Source organism: Saccharothrix texasensis (assembly GCF_003752005.1).
Classification (GTDB): domain Bacteria; phylum Actinomycetota; class Actinomycetes; order Mycobacteriales; family Pseudonocardiaceae; genus Actinosynnema; species Actinosynnema texasense.
Genome location: NZ_RJKM01000001.1, coordinates 954,752 through 972,472, shown reverse-complemented (window position 1 = coordinate 972,472; position 17,721 = coordinate 954,752). Strand labels below are relative to the sequence as shown.

16 protein-coding genes and 1 pseudogene are annotated in these 17,721 nt (G+C 71.4%); 8 read left to right on the top strand and 9 right to left on the bottom strand.

The window, feature by feature from the left end; genetic code table 11:
- Window positions 1-75: 75 nt before the first annotated feature.
- From EDD40_RS03980 to EDD40_RS03970, 3 genes are all read left to right on the top strand, one after another.
- Window positions 76-810 (top strand): hypothetical protein, encoded by a 735-nt coding sequence (locus EDD40_RS03980; RefSeq protein ID WP_123741696.1) that lies wholly within the window; start codon window positions 76-78, stop codon window positions 808-810.
- 75 nt (window positions 811-885) lie between these two features.
- Complete coding sequence (locus EDD40_RS03975) at window positions 886-1,737, top strand: alpha/beta fold hydrolase (RefSeq protein WP_123741695.1); 852 nt, start codon at window positions 886-888, stop codon at window positions 1,735-1,737.
- Window positions 1,738-1,823: 86 nt separating this feature from the next.
- Complete coding sequence (locus tag EDD40_RS03970; protein WP_123741694.1) at window positions 1,824-2,366, top strand: hypothetical protein; 543 nt, start codon at window positions 1,824-1,826, stop codon at window positions 2,364-2,366.
- A 58-nt stretch (window positions 2,367-2,424) separates the two neighbouring features.
- Here the strand turns inward: EDD40_RS03970 and EDD40_RS03965 are convergent, their stop codons facing one another.
- The 5 genes from EDD40_RS03965 to EDD40_RS03945 form a co-directional block, all read right to left on the bottom strand.
- A complete protein-coding gene (locus tag EDD40_RS03965) occupies window positions 2,425-2,865 on the bottom strand; it encodes a PRC-barrel domain containing protein (protein WP_123741693.1) in 441 nt (146 codons plus the stop codon).
- Between the two features lie 122 nt (window positions 2,866-2,987).
- Complete coding sequence (locus EDD40_RS03960; protein ID WP_123747737.1) at window positions 2,988-3,623, bottom strand: NUDIX hydrolase; 636 nt, start codon at window positions 3,621-3,623, stop codon at window positions 2,988-2,990.
- Window positions 3,624-3,640: 17 nt separating this feature from the next.
- A complete protein-coding gene (locus EDD40_RS03955) occupies window positions 3,641-4,870 on the bottom strand; it encodes an adenylosuccinate synthetase (RefSeq protein ID WP_123741692.1) in 1,230 nt (409 codons plus the stop codon).
- Window positions 4,870-5,850: a hypothetical protein gene (locus tag EDD40_RS03950; RefSeq protein WP_123741691.1), complete on the bottom strand. Its 981-nt coding sequence runs from the start codon at window positions 5,848-5,850 to the stop codon at window positions 4,870-4,872. The genes EDD40_RS03955 and EDD40_RS03950 overlap by 1 nt, the downstream gene beginning before the upstream one ends.
- A gap of 1 nt (window position 5,851) precedes the next feature.
- Window positions 5,852-6,859, bottom strand: a complete 1,008-nt coding sequence (locus EDD40_RS03945) for a protein kinase family protein (RefSeq protein ID WP_123741690.1) — start codon at window positions 6,857-6,859, stop codon at window positions 5,852-5,854.
- A gap of 248 nt (window positions 6,860-7,107) precedes the next feature.
- Between EDD40_RS03945 and EDD40_RS44740 the strand changes: the two are divergent.
- The 4 genes and pseudogenes from EDD40_RS44740 to EDD40_RS03925 form a co-directional block, all read left to right on the top strand.
- Window positions 7,108-7,287 (top strand): annotated as a pseudogene (locus EDD40_RS44740) (tylosin resistance protein TlrC); the annotation flags it as partial.
- 89 nt (window positions 7,288-7,376) lie between these two features.
- Window positions 7,377-8,075, top strand: coding sequence for a GNAT family N-acetyltransferase (locus EDD40_RS03935; protein ID WP_123741689.1), 699 nt, complete (start codon window positions 7,377-7,379; stop codon window positions 8,073-8,075).
- 384 nt (window positions 8,076-8,459) lie between these two features.
- On the top strand, window positions 8,460-10,196 hold the full coding sequence (locus tag EDD40_RS03930) for a glycoside hydrolase family 13 protein (protein WP_123747736.1): 1,737 nt from the start codon (window positions 8,460-8,462) through the stop codon (window positions 10,194-10,196).
- 16 nt (window positions 10,197-10,212) lie between these two features.
- Window positions 10,213-11,055 carry a phosphotransferase gene (locus EDD40_RS03925; RefSeq protein ID WP_123741688.1) on the top strand — a complete coding sequence of 281 codons (843 nt, stop codon included), beginning with the start codon at window positions 10,213-10,215 and terminating at the stop codon, window positions 11,053-11,055.
- Window positions 11,056-11,100: 45 nt separating this feature from the next.
- Here the strand turns inward: EDD40_RS03925 and argS are convergent, their stop codons facing one another.
- The 4 genes from argS to EDD40_RS03905 form a co-directional block, all read right to left on the bottom strand.
- Window positions 11,101-12,873: an arginine--tRNA ligase gene (gene argS, locus EDD40_RS03920; protein WP_246037391.1), complete on the bottom strand. Its 1,773-nt coding sequence runs from the start codon at window positions 12,871-12,873 to the stop codon at window positions 11,101-11,103.
- 108 nt (window positions 12,874-12,981) lie between these two features.
- Complete coding sequence (locus tag EDD40_RS41370) at window positions 12,982-13,140, bottom strand: hypothetical protein (RefSeq protein ID WP_425471124.1); 159 nt, start codon at window positions 13,138-13,140, stop codon at window positions 12,982-12,984.
- A 446-nt stretch (window positions 13,141-13,586) separates the two neighbouring features.
- On the bottom strand, window positions 13,587-14,039 hold the full coding sequence (locus EDD40_RS03910; RefSeq protein WP_246037390.1) for a hypothetical protein: 453 nt from the start codon (window positions 14,037-14,039) through the stop codon (window positions 13,587-13,589).
- Window positions 14,040-14,133: 94 nt separating this feature from the next.
- Complete coding sequence (locus EDD40_RS03905) at window positions 14,134-14,577, bottom strand: hypothetical protein (protein WP_123741687.1); 444 nt, start codon at window positions 14,575-14,577, stop codon at window positions 14,134-14,136.
- Window positions 14,578-14,756: 179 nt separating this feature from the next.
- On the opposite strand from EDD40_RS03905, the gene EDD40_RS03900 reads away from it, so the two are divergent.
- Window positions 14,757-17,690, top strand: coding sequence for an AfsR/SARP family transcriptional regulator (locus EDD40_RS03900; protein ID WP_148088675.1), 2,934 nt, complete (start codon window positions 14,757-14,759; stop codon window positions 17,688-17,690).
- Window positions 17,691-17,721: the final 31 nt, after the last annotated feature.

Genomic DNA, 17,721 nt, shown 5'->3' with positions numbered 1-17,721 from the left:
CCGCCGATCGTTACCGTGCGTGCCGGAAAGCGTGGGAATCGGTGACGCCACGCTGATCTCGGGAGGTGGTGCGGGGTGCGGGTGCCGTTCGGCGTGCACGACTCGGTGCGCGCGGAGTTCGAGCGGCGGTGGTCGCGCGCCCGGCCGTCGTTGCTGCTCGGCTTCCTCGCCCCGCCGGCGGTGAGCCTGGTCGTCGCACTGGCGACCCGCTGGTCGGGGCTGGTCGTGCCGGGCTGCGCCCTGCTGGTGATCGGCGTCGTGACGCCGGTGCTGTTCCTGGCGCGCCGGGTCTACGTGCACCGGCCGGGGTGGTGGGCCGGGCTGGTCCTGTACGCGGGCGCGGCGCAGGCGATCGGGATCGGGGCGCTCACCCGGAACGCGCTGCCCGCCCTGCCCGCGGTGGCGGCGACGGCGGTCGCGGCCGTGCTGGTGACCAGGGCGAAGGCGGTGCTGCTGGACGCGGCGGGCGGCGCGATCGCCGGCACCACGCTCGGCGTGCGCAGCGCGTCCCGGCAGGTGCGCAACGCCACGGGGCACCTCGTGCTCGCCCACGCGAACTTCGACGGCGACTCGTTGCGCTGGCACGTGGGCACCGGACCGTCCACCCCGGACGTCTCCGGTGGCGAGCTGCCGCTGCGCGAGATCACCGACGTCCGGGTGGCCGGCACGCGGGACGCCCCGGGCGGTGAGGTGGTCGTGGTCGCCGCCACCGCCGGGCCCCCCGTCGAACTGGTCGTCGGCCGCCCGCACGACTTCGCCACCCTGCTGGACCGGCGGCTGGCGCTGTTGCGGCAACCCGGCTGGTCGTGACGTCCGTCGCGCGTGACGTCCGCCGTTGTTACTCGTTGGTCAAGTCGACGTCCGACGACGGAAGGGGCAGCGGCCATGGCGACCGAACGGTTGCGGCTGGAGGACGGCACGGAGCTGAACGTGGCACGCAGCGGCCCGCCCGACGCCGAGTTGACCGTGGTGCTCGCCCACGGCTACGCGTTGGACCACCGCAGCTGGCACCGGGTAGTGGCGGCGCTGCCGGCGTCCGCGGGGGTGATCGCCTACGACCACCGCGGCCACGGCGCGTCCTCGCCCGCCGACAAGGAGACCGCGACGATCGAGCAGCTCGGCGACGACCTGGGCGAGCTGGTCGAACGGCTGGTCCCCGAAGGGCGGGTCGTCCTGGTGGGGCACTCGATGGGCGGCATGGCGGCGATGGCGATGGCCGAGCGCCGTCCCCGCCTCTACCGGCAGCGGGTCGCGGGCGTGGTGTTCCTCTCGACCGCCGCCACCGGGTTGGCGGAGACGTCGCTGGCCTGGCCCAAGGCGTTGGGCAAGCTGGTGCGTGAGCTGGAACGCGCGTTCGGGCCGCTGGTGCGGGCGGTGCGGGAGAAGATCGAGCCCGCGAAGACGGCCGGGTTGCGGTGGTGGCTGTTCGGCGACGAACCGCGCGACGAGGACGTGGACCTCACCGCGGACATGGTGTGGGCGCACTGGCCGGAGACCATCGCCTTGTTCCGGCCGGCGGTCGACCGCTACGACCGGGAGGCCGCGTTGTCCGTCGCGGGTGAGCGCCCGGTGATCGCGGTCGTCGGCGACGAGGACCGCCTGGTGCCCGAGTCGAACGCCAAGGCACTGGCCGCGGCGGTCGGAGGGGAGTCGGTGGTGGTCGAGAACGCGGGCCACATGCTGCCGCTGGAAGCCCCGGCCGAGGTGGCGGTCCGGATCATGGAGCTGGGCGCCTAGCACCTCGCCACCGGTCCTCCTCCGGGACGTTCGACGCCCGGCCCGAACGGGTACGCGGACGGCAGGCGATCTCGGGGGAGGATGCGGTGGCGCAGCGGATGTCGTACGGCAAGGTGGTCTTGGGCGGGTTGTTGGCCGGCGCGGTGTTCGGTGTCTCGCAGGGCTTGCTGCGCGACAACGTGTGGGTCGGCCTGGTCATGGGTGTGCTGGGCGGCACCGTGCTGGCCGTGGTGTTGCGGCGGAGCCTGGGGTCCACGGCGTTACGCGGCTTGGACCGCGGCCGGCGGCGCGCGGTGACCCGCGCCATGCGCCGGGGCGAGTCGGTCGAGGACCCGCGGCTCGCCCGACCGCTGGTGGACCAGGTCGACGCGGTGCTGGCCACGCCGTTCCCGGTGAAGACGATGCGCGTGGTGTTCGCGCTGCTCTGCTTGCTGGGCTTGGTGGTGATGGTGCTCGGGTTCGCCGACGAGGGCGCGGCGGGGCTGCTCGGCGGGTCGCCTCTGGTGGTGATCTCGCTGTTGATGGTGTTCGTGGTCCTCCCGTTGGGCCAACGGCAGCGCGAGCGGATCAGGCGCTCGCAGGAGGCCACGAGGGAGCGGCACCTGACCTCTTCCGGCGACGACCGGTAGAACGCGTTGTGCCCGGCGGTGATCCGCCGGGCACAACGTCATCGGGTGGGGGAGCGCGCTAGGCGGGCGTGGTCCGGTAGCTCTCGGTGTAGTAGTCGCCGAGGCGTTGCCGGTAGTCGTCCGCGTCGAACGTGTCCGCGTCGTACTCCGGCGCCTGCCGCACCTGGTCCTTGGTGCGGTCCACGAAGACCTTCTTGGCGTCGTGGTCGACCCTCGCCACCGCGCCGACCGGCAGCACGACCTTCAGGTGGGACGACCACGTGCCCGCGTCGACCAGCAGGCAGTCGGCGGGCACGCGGGCGTTGGACTGGTCGACCTCGCCGATCCCGCCGTCGAGCGCCTCCACCTCGTACCCGAGCAGACCGATGTCCGGGCGGTCCTGGCGGTCGGCGGACCCGGTCGCCTCGTCGGCCTCGGGGGAGTAGGTGTCGCGCCCGTGGAGCAGTTCGCCGACGTTGCGCCAGGCCCACGGCATGAACGGGATGGGGAGCGGGTGCATCTCGGCCTCCTTGATCGGATGGGACGGCCGGGGAGTACCCGTTCGGGTGACCGCCGAGACCTCTTCTTTCATCACGATAGCTTCAGTGCTGACCAAAACAAGTTGCGACCCGACCCGTGCGGCTACGAAACCCAGCGCCAGACGGAAGGAGGTCGACCGCCCTTGGGCAACGCGGCGGCGTGGTGCGTGGTGCGTTCCAGGCCGGGCACGCGTTCCATGATCCGGCCCAGGTTGGCGGGGTAGGGCCGGTCGCCGGTCAGGGACTCGGTGACGTCGAGCGCCTGGGCGGTGGTGAACTCGCGGCCCAGGAGGCCGGCGGTGAAGGCGGCGTCCCGCCAGAGGTGCCCGGCGAGGATCGGGCGGCAGTCGTGGACGATGCGGTCGTGGTCGAACGCGAGCGGCGGCACGTCGGCCAGCGGTGTCCAGGTCGGGCCGTCGCCGGTGAGCCCGGCGGGGTCGACGGTGGCCCACAGGGCGATGGACAGCGTCGGGCCGCGCGGGTCGCGGGACGGTTCGTCGAAGGTGGTCAGCTGGCCGGAGGCGGAGATGGCCGCCTCCGGCACGCCGAGCTTGCCGGTGACCGCGCGTCGCGCCGCGTCGCGCAGCCGTTCGCCCTTGCCCAGCAGCACTCCGGGCAGGGCGAGGACGCCGGCGAACGGTTCGAGCGCGCGTGGCGCGATGCCGAGGAGCACGGTGCGGGCGGTGGGGTCGAAGCGCAGGGCCAGCACGTCCACCGACACCGGGGTCGACTCGATCATGGTGTGATTCTCGCGCATCAGCGGAGCGCCGGCGCCCGCACGGTGTAGTCCGCCAGGTCGGGTCCGGCGCCGGTGACGAGCACCGGCACGTCGAGGTGGTCGGCGAGCCACGTCACGGGGTCGGGCATGGGGGTGAGCGTGGGTGTGCGGTGGTGCAGGAACGTGGTCAGGTCGCTGGTCGGCAGGGGGGCGTCGTAGGCGGTGGCGACGTGGAGGTCACGTGCGTCGAGGTGGGTGACGGCCAGGGCGTCGACGCCGCCGCACGCGTCCACCGCGTAGCGCAGCAGCACGGCGTCGAGGTGTCCGGCGCGCCACGAGCCCTGGTAGTGGCCGGTGCCGTTGTGGCGTTCGGGGAACCGGGTGAGCACGTGGTCGTCCTCGGTGGGGAGCGGTCCGGCGCCGTGCCGGGTCTGGTAGGTGCGGGTGACGCCGAGGACGGTGGCGTGGCGGTGTCCCAGCAGGGTCCGCGCGTTGTCGGGGGTGACGGTGGACCAGGTGGTGTGGGGGTGGAAGCCGCGCCACTGGTCGAGGAGCACGCCCTGGGCGCCTTCGAACACGAGGCGGCCGCGGTCGGCGAGGCGGCCGACTTCGTCGCCGGTGGTGATGCGGACCGCGTCGGCGAAGTCGCGGTAGAGGGAGACGAGGTCGTCCACCGGTGGTCCGTCGCCGATGAGCGGCTCGTAGAAGCGGGCCAGGGTGTCGAGCTTGGTCCGCAGCACCGTGGGGTGGGCGCAGTCGCCGACGGTGGGTGGTGGGCCGGGGGTGCCGATGACCTGGTGGTTCTCGACCACGTCGCCTGGTGTGGCGCCGGTGAGCAGGCTGTACCAGGTGGTTTCGCCGATCCCCTTGCCGCAGGAGCCGTGCCGGGCGTGCCCGCGAGCGTCCTCGCGGGCACGGTTGGCGGCGATGTGGAAGGGGGTGGTGAGGAGGGCGTCGGCGTCGATGGACAGCAGTCTCAGCGGGTCGGTGACGCCGAGTGCGGTCAGGTCGCGTGATTCGCCGGCGAGGGCGATGGGTTCGACGAGGACGTGTAGGGAGAGGTGGGTCGGCACGCCCGCGAGCGTGCCGGACCCGAACTGGCTGAAGGTGTGGTGCCGGTTTCCGCGGACGACGTTGTGGGCGGCTTGCGCGCCGCCGTTGAAGCGGACGACCGCGGTGGTCGGGGTGTGGTGGCAGAGGGCGTCGACGACGGCGCCCTTGCCCTCGTCGCCGAAGCCGAGGCCGACGACGATGACGTGCCCGTCCATCAGGTGAGGGTGACGTCGTCGGGGCCGTCCAGCTGCGGGGGAGCGGCGGTGGTGGCGACGGTGTGCCCGCCGACGTGGACGAGGGCCTTGCCGACGGCCTTGCTCTCGGCGATCGAGCCGATCTCGGCGAGGTCGACCATGGCTTGGTCGAGGTCGACGACGCGTTCTTCCATGCCGATGGTGGCGGCGATGAGCTCGCAGACGGCGCCGGGGTCGTCGAGCTTGAGGAAGCGCTGGCCGAGGAGGTCGCGCCAGTGGTCGGCGATGTCCTGGTCGTGGTAGTAGGAGGACTGGTTGGGGAGCACGAAGTAGACGTGCCACTTGCGGCTGAGTTCGCGGTAGACCGAGGCGGGGTCGATGTCCTCCTTGATGTCGTCGCCGATGATGCGGCGGATGTGGCGTGCTTCGAGGCGGGGCTTGTTGAGCTCGTCGCCGATGAGGAAGAGGTAGCCCTTGCGGCCGCGCTTCTGCCACGCGTCGGTGGTGACGTGGCGGGCGACGAAGTAGGCGGCGAGTTCGTAGGACTCGCTCTTCTGGCCGCCGCCGTTGCCTTCGAGGAAGATGGTGCGCAGTTGTTCGTCCATCCGGTTGTCGGATTCGAACTGGCCGATCTGCAGTGGCACGCGGTCGCTGTCGGCGTCGCCGATGCCGCCGAACATCAGTTGGGGGTCGGTGAGGTAGCCCTTGCGCTGCAGCAGGCCGTGCAGCTTGCCGAGCTTGCGCTGCATGATCTGGGGCACGCGGCCCATCGAGCCGGTGACGTCGAAGAGGACGGCGATGGGGGTGGAGTCGGCGTGGTCGGGTGAGTCGCGGCATTCGCGCGCGTCGACGTTCTTGGGGTCGAGGGTCGGGTCGGCCTTCCACTCCTTGGCGGGGCGTGACCGCATGGTGGCGGTGTAGCCGAAGTCGTCGATGCCCTTGGCGGCGCGGAAGGTCTTGGCTGCCGCGTAGGCGTTGTCGTCCCACTTGCCGTGTCCCATGTCAGGCTCCTGTCGGGGGTAGTGCGAACGGGCGGAAGGTCCGTTCGCCGTAGAGGTCTTGGAGGAGGTCGTCGTACTCGGTGAGGAGGTCGGTGGCGTCCGGTCGTCGGGTGGGGTCGTGCTGGGTGCAGCCGCGGGCGAAGCGGCGTTGGGCGGTTTCGTCGGGTGCCAGGAGGTCCAGCATCAGCGTGTGGGCTTGGTGGACGTCGGTGGCGGTGGTGACGGGTTGTCCGCTGTGGACTTCGGGTGGGTAGGGGATGGTCTTGTCGGTGGCGAGGGGGCGTTCGCCGGTGGTGACGGCGAAGGTCCAGCCGGCGAGGACGAGGCCGTGTTGTTCGGGGTGGATGAGCACGTTCTCGGCGACGATGGCGCCGTGCACGAGGCCGGTGCGGTGGGCGCCGGCGATGGCTCGCAGGAGTCGGCGGTGCATCCAGGCGTAGTCGCGGCCGTCGAGGCCGTGGGGGAAGGCGCGGCGGATGTCGGCGAGGGTGACGAAGCCGTCGATCAGGGGTGCGAGGACGGTGAAGGCGCGTGATCCGCGGGTCACGTGGCCGGAGGTGTCGAGGAGGTGGGGGTAGTAGGGCCGGAGCCAGTGGTGGTGGTCGGTGAAGCGGGCGAGTCTGCGCAGTGCGTCCCATTCGGCGTTGAGGAGTGGGTTGAGCGCGGGGTTGCGGACGACTTTGACCACGTGGGGTCCGTCGGTGCGGTAGAGGTTGGTGACGCTGCCGACGGCGTGGCGTGCGGTGAGCCGGTAGGTGGCGTGGTCGGTGTGGAGTTCGACCGGTGTTCCGTGCAGCCATTGGTGGTGCAGTCGGTTGAGTTCGGCGGTGGCGGAGTGTGCTCTGGTGTCGTGCGGGCCGACGCGGTCGGGGTGCAGGACGGCGGCGAGGGCGTGGTGGAGGCGTTGTGCTTCTTTGCGGCGGGTCGGGTCGGGGTCGGCGGGGCCGAACAGGTCGGCGGGGGAGCCGGCTCGTTCGACTCGTTCGAGCGCTTCGTCCCTGGTGAACATAGTTTGAGTCTATACGACTCAAACCGCTGGGCGAAGTGGAATACCGCTGTGTCGACGATCACCTGGCTCCTCGCCGGTCAGAACGGCTAGAATGCCGGGCGATTTTGTACTTCCTGTGATCACCGATCCGGCGATCGCGCAGAGCCCCGCTCCGCGACCGCGCCTCCGCTCGGCGATGCCCGCCGGGACCGGGAGACGGTTCCGGCAAGTCCACCCTCCTGGCCGGGAGCGACTACCTGGCCCAGACCCTGGACCCGTTGTCGGGCGGTGAGCGGTCACGGCTCGCGCCGGCCGCCACGCCGGCGTCCGCGCCGGAGCTGCTGCTGCTCGACGAGCCGACCAACCACCTGTCGCCGGGCCTGGTCGAGGACCTGGACCGGGCGTTGGCGGACTACCCGGGGGCGTTGGTCGTGGTGACGCACGACCGGCGCACTCGGGCGGGGCAGCGACGAGGTGGACAGGCGGGGCCGTCGGAACGGATGATCCGACCGGTCGCGAACTACTGGGGGTACCGCGCATGACCTCGCCGTTGGACAACCCGGCCTGGGCGTCGTTGACCGGGCCGCACGCCCGCTTCGCCGAACGGCACGGGCGGGTGCTGCGCTACCCGCAGGACGTGGCGCCGTTCGTGGCGCTGCCCGACCGGCCGGACGAGCGGGTGTGGGCCGACCTGGCCGCGCTCGCCGGACCGGACGCCGTCGTGCCCGTCATGTCGCCGCTCGCGCCGCCCGCCGGCTGGGTGCGGGTCGAGCGGTTCGACGTGGCGCAGCTGGTCGAGGACGGGGTGCGGGTCGCCGAGGACGCCGAGGCGGTCCGGCTCGGCCCGGTGGACGTGCCGGAGATGCTGGACCTGGTGGAGCGCACCCAGCCGGGGCCTTTCCGGCGGCGGACCGTGGAACTGGGCGCCTACCTGGGCATCCGGCGGGACGGGGCGCTGGTCGCGATGGCCGGCGAACGCATGCGCCCGCCGGGTTGGACGGAGATCAGCGCCGTGTGCACCGATCCCGCGCACCGCGGCCAAGGCCTGGCGACCCGGCTGGTGCTCGCCGTCGCGGCGGGGATCCGGGCCCGCGGCGAGCAGGCGCTGATGCACGCCGCCGCCACCAACACCGCCGCGATCGGCCTGTACGAGTCGTTGGGGTTCCGGGTGCGCACCCACACCGTCATCACGCTGCTCCGCGTGCCCGCGCACCGCTCCGCGGGCCTGCCCGCCTGACCGGCGTCAGCGGTCGTCGCTGGGCACGAGGTCGGGTCGCACCGTGCGGGCGTGCGCCGGCGCCGTCTCCGCGTCGCCGACCCCGTCCACCCGCCACCGGCCGTGATCAGGTCCACGAACGACGCGTACGGCTGGTCGAAGCTCCACAACGGGCTCAGCCGCCGTGCGTGCCCCCGCGTGCCCGCGGTCAACGGCAGCACCAGCGTCTCGTCCTGCCCGTGCGCGCCGACCCCCGTGGACACCACCAGCGCCGGCGTGTCCACACAGGACCGACCGGTAGGCGGTCGGCGCGTGCGGACCGAAGGGCGTCCGCGGTGTCGGGTGCGGCGCGACGCGGGTGATGATGGACTGGGACCACGTCCGACGAACCAGGTGAGGATGAACATGGCTCTGGACCGGCCTGCGGCGACGACCCCGACCGCGGCTCCGTGGTGGACCTCGGCGGTGGTGTACCAGGTTTACCCGCGCAGCTTCGCCGACTCCGACGGTGACGGCGTCGGCGACCTGGCGGGGCTCGCCTCCCGGCTGGAGCACCTGCAACGGCTCGGCGTGGACGTGATCTGGCTGTCGCCGGTCTACGCCTCCCCGCAGGCCGACAACGGCTACGACATCTCCGACTACCAGGCGATCGACCCCTCCTTCGGCACCCTGGAGGACTTCGACGCGCTGCTGGCCCAGGTCCACGCGCGCGGGATGAAGCTGGTGATGGACCTGGTGGTCAACCACACCTCCGACGAGCACCCGTGGTTCGTGGAGTCCCGCTCGTCCACCGACAACCCGAAGCGGGACTGGTACTGGTGGCGTCCGCCGCGCGCCGGCTTCGAAGCGGGCCTGCCGGGCGCGGAGCCGACCAACTGGGGATCGTTCTTCTCCGGCCCCAGCTGGACCCTGGACGAGACGACGGGGGAGTACTACCTGCACCTGTTCGACCGCAAGCAGCCCGACCTGAACTGGGAGAACCCGCAGGTGCGGCAGGCGGTGCACGCGATGATGCGCTGGTGGCTGGACCGGGGCGTGGACGGCTTCCGGATGGACGTGATCAACCTCATCTCCAAGGACCCCGACCTGCCCGACGGCTCCACCACCGGCGTCGGCGGGCTCGGCGACGGGTTCCCGCACGTCGCGACCCGCCCCGGCGTGCACGACTTCCTGCGCGAGATGAACCGCGAGGTGTTCGGGGGCCGGGTCGGCGAGTTCCTGACCGTGGGGGAGATGCCCGGCGTCACGTGGGAGCAGGCCCGGCTGTTCACCGACCCGGCGCGCGGCGAGCTGGACATGGTGTTCCAGTTCGAGCACGTCTCGCTCGACCACGGACCCGGCGGCAAGTTCGACCCGAAACCGCTGGACCTGCGCGACCTGAAGGCGTCGCTGGGCCGCTGGCAGACCGCGCTGGCCGAGGTGGGCTGGAACAGCCTCTACTGGAACAACCACGACCAACCCCGCGTGGTGTCGCGCTTCGGCGACGACGGCGAGCACTGGCGCAACTCGGCGACGGCCCTGGCGACCGTGCTGCACCTGCACCGGGGCACGCCGTACGTCTACCAGGGCGAAGAGCTGGGGATGACCAACGCGCCGTTCGCCGGCGTGCACGAGATGCGCGACGTCGAATCGCTCAACCACTACCGCCAGGCCGTCGCCGCCGGCGCCCACCCCGAGTCGGTGCTGCGCGGCCTGCGCGCCATGGGCCGCGACAACGCCCGCACCCCCGTGCAGTGGGACGCCACCCCCCACGCCGGTTTCACCACCGGCGAGCCGTGGCTGGCGGTGAACCCCAACCACACCTGGCTCAACGCCGAAGCCCAGTACGACGACCCGCACTCCGTCTTCAACCACTACCGCGCGCTCATCGGGCTGCGCCACGACCTGCCCGTCGTCGCCCTCGGCGACTTCCGCATGCTCCTGCCCGACCACCCGCACGTCTACGCCTACGAACGCACCCTGGACGACACCCGCCTGCTCGTCGTGGCGAACCTCGGCGGCACACCGCAGACCGCCGAACTGGACCGCGAGTGGACCGCCGCCGACATCGTCCTGACCAACAACCCCGAACAGGCGCTGCTCTCGCCCGGCCGGGTCGACCTGCGGCCGTGGGAGGCGCTGGTCCTCACCCGCACGACCTGACCCGCGAAGAGGGACGATGAGAGCACCCGACGCCCAGCGCGCGGTGGCCGCGGCCGTCGCCACGGCCACCGCGCTGGACCTGGCGGTCGACGACGTGGCCGTGCTGCACGACTCGAACAAGCTCACCCTGCGCCTGCTGCCGTGCGACGCGCTGGCCCGGGTCGCACCGGGGGAGCCGCACGTCGCCCGGTTCGAGATCGACCTCGCCCGACGACTCGCCGCCTCCGGCAGCCCGGTCGCCGCCCTCGACCCCAGGGTGCCGCCGCAGGTCCACGAGCGCGACGGCTTCGCGATCACCCTGTGGACCTACTACGAACCCACCACGAGCGACGACGTCCCACCCGCCGACTACGCCCACGCGCTCGCACGGCTGCACGCCGGCATGCGCGACGTCGACCTCGCCACACCCCACTTCACCGACCGGGTCGAGCAGGCCCGACGGCTCGTGGCGAGCCGCGAGCACACGCCGGCGCTCGTCGAGGAGGACCGCCGACTCCTCGCCGACGCCTTGGCCGGCCTGCGCCGGTCGATCGGCGAGCGCGCCGCGCCCGACCAGGTGCTGCACGGCGAACCGCACCCCGGCAACCTCGTCACCACCGGGCACGGCCCGCTGTTCGTGGACCTGGAGACGTGCTGCCGCGGGCCGGTCGAGTTCGACCTCGCCCACGCGCCCGACGCGGTCGCCGACCACTACCCGGGCATCGACCACGACCTGCTGCGCCAGTGCCGGACCCTCGTGCTCGCGATGATCACCGCGTGGCGCTGGGACCGCGACGACCAGTTCCCCGACGGCCGCCGCCTCGCCGCGCGGTGGCTCGACCGCCTCCGGACCGACCTGCACCCGGACCTCCGCCGGTGACCGCGAGGACCCCGCGGTCACCGGCGGAGGACCACCGGGGGCGGACTACATCCGTTCGGGCGCGGTGATGCCCAGCAGGCCCAGGCCGTGGCCCAGGGTGCGGGCGGTCAGGCGGCACAGGGCCAGCCGGTTGCCCCGCACGGGCTCCTCCGCCTTGAGGACCGGGCAGTTCTCGTAGAAGGAGGTGAACGCGCGGGCCAGGTCGTAGAGGTAGCCGCAGAGCCGGTGCGGTTCGAGGGTGGCGCCCACCTCCGTCACCACCGCGCCGTAGGCGTCCAGCGCCAGGCCCAGCTCCCGCTCGGCGGGTTCCGGCGCGACGGTGCGGTCGACCGCCGTCCCCGGATCGCCCGCGTGGCGCAGGATCGAACTGATCCGGGCGTGGGCGTACTGCAGGTAGACCCCGGTGTTGCCGGTCAACGACACCATCCGGTCGACGTCGAAGGAGTAGTCCTTCACCCGCGACGTCGACAGGTCGGCGTACTTGACCGCGGCGATGCCCGCCGACTCCGCGATCCGGTCGAGCTCGACCGGGTCGAGGCCGGGGTTCTTCTCCGTGACGGCCGCCCGCGCCCGCGACACCGCGTCGTCGAGCAGGTCCATCAGGCGCACCGTGCCACCCGCCCGCGTCTTGAACGGCGTCCCGTCCGGACCCAGGATCGTGCCGTAGGCGGCGTGCTCGGCGGTGACGCCGTCGGTCAGCCACCCGGCGCGCCGGGCCGCCTCGAACACCAGCTGGAAGTGCAGCGCCTGCCGCGAGTCGGTCACGTAGATCAACCGGTTGGCCTTGAGCTCGCGCAGCCGGTAGCGGATCGTGGCCAGGTCGGTGGTGTCGTAGCCGTACCCGCCGTCGCGCTTGCGGACCATCAGGGTGACCGGCTTGCCCTCCGGCCCGGTCACCTCCCGCGAGTAGAAGACGAGCGCCCCGTCGCTCTCCACCGCCAGCCCCGCGTCCACCAGCTCCTCGACGGTGTCGGCCAGCATCGGGTTGTAGAACGACTCGCCGACCGAGTCCTCGGGCGTGAGCAGCACGGTCAACCGGTCGTAGATCGCGCTGAACGACCGCTCGGACTCGGCGACGATGTCCTGCCAGACCGCGACCGTGCGCGGGTCGCCGGCCTGCAGGGCGACCACCCGCGCACGGGACCGGTCGGCGAACCCCGGGTCGGCGTCGAACTCCGCCCGCGCCGACCGGTACAGGCCGTCCAGAGCGGACACCGCCGAGGCGCCCCCGGCCAGCTCGTCCTGGTGCCACGCGGCGTCCGGGTGCTCGTCGAGGTACTGGATCAGCATCCCGAACTGCGTCCCGAAGTCGCCCAGGTGGTTCTGCCGCAGCACGTCCGCGCCCAGGAACCCGGCCACCCGCGCCAGGCTGTCCCCGATGATCGTCGTGCGCAGGTGCCCGACGTGCATCTCCTTGGCGATGTTGGGCGCGGAGTAGTCGACCACCACCCGGCGGCCCTCCTCGGTCGCGCCGACACCGAGACGCGCGTCCGCCAGGCGGGCGGCGACCTGGTCCCAGATCGCCCCACCGGTCACGGTCACGTTCAGGAAACCCGGCCCGGACGGCTCCACGGACGCGATCACCGCGTCACCCTCGACGTCCAGCCGGGCCACGACGTCCGCCGCGAGGTCGGCCGGCCTGACGCCGACGCGCTTGGCCAACGCCAGGGGCGCGTTGCACTGGAAGTCGGCTCGCTCCGATCGTCGCACCACCGGGTCCGCGCCCGCCAGGTCCTCGCGGACCCGGCCGATCGCCCCCGACATCGTCGCGGCGACCCGCTCCAGCAACGACGGCACCTCCTGGTGGTGGACACTCACCTGACACAGCCTCCTTGGTAGGGAGGCGATTGTTCCAGGCCCACCCGCGCCACCCGCCCAGGGCCGGCGACGCCCGCACCGGACTGTTCCCCCGCCTCCGCCGGGACGTCAGGTCCGGTAACGCGGGTTGGTGCTGTGCCACTCGAACCCGCCACCCGGCCACGCCCGGACACCGCGCAGGAACCGCCGCAGCTCCGGCGGCGACGGCAGCGCCTCCAGCTCCCGGTGGCCCGCCTCGAAGTCGCGGAACCAGCGCAGGACCGGCACGGCCTGACGGAACGGCCCCGGCGCGCGACTGCCGGACGGAGTGCCGATCACCCGACGGTGGGCGGTGGGCGGCCGACAGTCGAGCCGGGAACTCCACCAGGTGACGGGGGACATCGAGCGTGGCGGAATAGGCGACCATCGTGAGCCCCTGGTCGACGGAACATGATCCCGGCAGATCTGTCCCCACCAGGGGCTCACGTCCGCCCGCAGGCCAGAGCCCGGCCACCGCCGGTTCGCGGCCAACCTCCCGGCATCGACGGCCCGCCCGGCGGTAACGCGTACGTGAACCTCGTGAGGCACGAGGTTCACGTACGCGTTACCGAGCAGACAAGATCGCGAGAGACCTCGCTGGAGCGCCAGTGCGGTCCGGCCGACCGGATCCGCGTGCTTCGCGGCTTCGCGCAACCGTTCCCTTGACGTCCAGGGGCCTCGTCCCTCAGGCCAGGCTAATCTTGATGCACGCAACCGTTCCTGGTGCAGATGTCGCCGCGCAAGTAGTTGCCCTGAACGTCATACATCCTGACGTAGACGATGGTGATCCCGCCAGGATAGTTGCAGGGAATGTCGACAAGGAATCCCCGAGTCTCGCCGACTGACGCCGTCCGCGTTTCCGGACCCACCAGGCAGTTAGGGGACTCGCCCAGGAACCAGGCCGTCTTTCCGGTGGAGACCGCTTTGACGGAGCCCGTGATGTGAACGCTGCGGTCGTACCAGGTGATCTCGCCGGCGAGAAGGCTCGCGCCATAGGGCAGGCGGAACGAACTGACCGGATAAGCCGCTTCCGACGTACTCGCTGAACCAACCGCAGGGGTTGTGAGCATTCCCAGCACGGCAAGCATCGCGGCGATCAAGGCAGTGGCGAAGGACGTTTTCGCCTTGGTTGTCTTCTTCTTCATCATCAGGCTCCTGGATTGTATCTTCGGGTCATTGCCAAGGTGTGTTCTGCGCGTGTAGCGGGATTCCGCTACACGTACCACTGGAATTCCACGGGCGTCAGAGGCAGAAGCTCGAGGTGGGGTAGCAGGTGACTCCGGCGAGGGGATCTCCGGACGAGTCGGCGAGCCAGATGTCGACCCTGTCGGCCCCACCGGCAACGTTGGCTCCAAGGGAAAGACCCGTCGTCCCGGTTCTGTCGCACCAGAGACTGGTCCTCTCGGGGTCCAGCCTGGTGCCGCCCACCCACACGGCCGCGTTCGCCCGGAGGCAACCGACGGCCTTCAACGTCCCGGTCACGCCGACCGACCGGTCGTACCAGGTGACTGTGCCGTTGTAGTAACTCGCTCCATACGAGATCGCGAACGAACTGGTGGGGTAATCGGCGGCGGTGGCCGGTGCCGCCGAGGTGACCACCCCGGCGACCACCGCAACCGCGGCTGCAACCGCGGCGACCTTCCTCGTACGGCTCTTCGCCGTCGAGCCGTCCTTCAGTTTCACCATGACGACCGCTCCTGCAGTTTCTTCGCAACGCCCCACATCACTCGGCATCAGTCAGTGCGGGCGGTGGACCGGGTCAGGATGCACGGCCGATCGTGTGAACTTCTCACAGGTTCTCTGTACGGCGCTGCTCCAGCCGCTATGCCTGGTGGCCGGGGATATCCGGAACGGGGGTGGCCGGCGTGGCGGTGCTGTTGCGTCTGTTGGGGGAAGTGGCCGCGGAGGTCGGCGGCCGGCGGGTAGACCTGGGCACGCCCAGGCAGCGGTGCGTGCTGGCCGCCCTGGCTGTCGACGCCGGGCGGGTGGTGTCGGTGGATCTGCTGATCGAGCGGGTCTGGGGTGCCGATGGCGCACCGCGGGCTCGGTCGACACTGCACAACTACATCTCCCGGCTGCGACGAGCGCTGGCCGGCGCGGGCGGTCTGGCCATCGTGCGCCGGTCGGGCGGCTACGCCCTGGTCACCGACATGACCGGGCCGCTGACGGACCTGCACCGGTTCCGCGAGCTGTGCGCCGCTGTCGACGCGGAAGTCGACGACGAGCCGGCGGTGCGAATGCTGACCGACGCACTGGGATTGTGGCGCGGGGAACCACTGACCGGCGTGGACGGGGAGTGGGTGCGAGCCGAGCGCGACCGCTTGGAACAAGAGCGGCTGACGGCCGAGCACGAACTGGTCGACGCCCGGTTGTGCGCCGGAGACGGCGGCGAGCTGCTGGCAGAGCTGTCCGCCCGTGCCACGCGGCACCCGTTGAACGAGCGGGTAGCAGCTCAGTACCTAACGGCTCTGCATCGTGCTGGGCGCACCACTGACGCCTTGGAGCACTACAGACACGTCCGCACGCAACTCGTAGAAGAGTTGGGCACCGACCCCGGCGCCGCCCTGCAGGAGCTGCATCGGCAGATCCTCGCCGCCGATCCCCGCCTCGTCGCAGCACCCACGAGCACAGCCCACACAGCCGCAGCGCCCCAACCGGTGGTGCCTCGTCAGCTGCCCGCCGCTCTCTCGTCGTTCGTCGGCCGCGAGGACGCACTGCGACAACTGGACAACCACCTGGACGCGACGGGCACAACCGGCCCAGTCGCCATCGCCTCCATCATCGGCACCGGAGGCATGGGAAAAACCTCACTGGCACTGCACTGGGCCCACCAGCACACCGACCGGTTCCCCGACGGACACCTGTGGGTCGACCTCCGCGGCTTCAGCCCGGACCATCCCCGGCAGGCAACCGACGTGCTGGCCGATTTCCTCGCAGCCCTGGGCGTCGACCGCGGGCTCCTTCCTCAGGACGTCGACGCCCGTGCCGCGCTCTACCGCACCCACACCACCGGCAAACGGATGCTGATCCTGCTCGACAACGCAGCCACCGCCGACCAAGTCGTACCTCTGCTACCCGGCGGCGACGCGTGCACCGTCCTGATCACCAGCCGCAACCGGCTCCCCACCCTGATCACCCGCCACAGTGCCCGACCTGTCCGCGTCGACGTGCTCACCGACGCCGAGGCTCGCACCCTGCTCGCCACCGCGCTCACCGACGCCCAGACCCCTGTCACCTCCCAGCAAGCGGTCACCGAGCTGATCACGCTGTGCGGCGGATTGCCCCTCGCTCTCGGCCTGATCACCGCACGCATCCGCACCCACCCCCACCTCCTCGATGACATCGTCGCCGACCTGCGTGAATTCGGCTTGGACGCCCTGAGCTCAGGCGACCCCGACTCTTGCCTGGCCGTCGTGCTGTCCTGGTCCCTGCGCCACCTCGCCGAACGGCACCGCGCAGCGTTCGCGCTGCTCGCGATCGCCCCGGGATCCGACTCCGGTCTGCCCGCCGCCATCAACCTCACCGGACTGTCCGCACGCGAGACGCACTCCGTGCTCCGCGCACTGACGGACGCATCCCTGATCACCCAGGCGCCTGGCGGCCGCTACGCGATGCACGACCTCGTCCGCGCTTACGCCGCCACCACCGCCCACCGCGATCTGACCGAACAGGCACGGCAAGCGGCACTGGGACGCGTGCTCGACTTCTACACCCACACCGCCCACCACGCCGATCTGATGCTGGACGTACACCGCGGACCCCTCGGACTCGCGGCACCCTCACCCGGCACGCACATCCATTCACCGGCCGATGCGACCGAGGCGTTGGCCTGGTTCGACTCCGAGCGCGCCACCCTGCTCGCCGCCCAGCACGTCGCGGCCCTCCGGCACAGCCACCACACCGTGTGGTGGTTGGCGATGTCCCTGGACACGTTCCACCACCGGCGAGGCCATCGTCACGACCGCCTCGCCGCGTGGCGTGCCGCGGCGCAGGCCGCGGAGCACCTGCCCGACCAGGTGACCCGCCTCGTAGCCCACCGGCACCTCGGGCGCGCCTGCGCCGCCGTGGGGTTGCACGAGGAAGCGATCGGCCACCTGCACCACGTCCTCGGTCTCGCCGAGGACCACGAAGCCCTCTACGAACAGGCGCACGCCCTCCTGACACTCGCACGGGTGTGGGGCAGGCACGACGATCACAAAGCCCTCGATCACGCCAAACAGGCACTGCACCTGTCCCGCGGACTCGACCGGCCATTGTGCGAAGCCCACGGACACAACGCCGTGGGCTGGTACACCGCCCGACTCGGCGACCACGACACCGCACGCGGCCACTTCCACGCCGCCCTCACCCTGCACCGGCGACACCACAACCCTACCGGTGAAGCCAACACCCTCGACGGCCTCCCCTCTTGGTCAGACTGCTGTGAGACACCTCGTGTGAGCGGGGTTCCTGATCAAGAGCGGGATCGGAGATCCTTGTGCTCGTGTCCACCCCATCCGACAAGCCGCCTCGGCGTTCCTCCGGCGGGACACCGGCCGATCCGGCCGCGCGTCCGTCCCGGCGGACGTTCACCGCCGAGTACAAGCTCGCCCTGGTCGCCGAGTACGAGAACGCCCCGAACGGGGAGAAGGGCGCGATCCTGCGTCGCGAGGGCCTGTACTCCTCGCACGTCATCGAGTGGACCCGGGCCCGTGACGCGGGCCGGCTGGGAAGCGGACCGGCCGAGCCGGCGGAACCGAGGAGGAAGTCGACCGAGCAGATCGAGTTGGAGAGATTGCGCCGGCAGAACGCGAAACTGACCTCCGACCTGGCCAAGACCCGAATGGCACT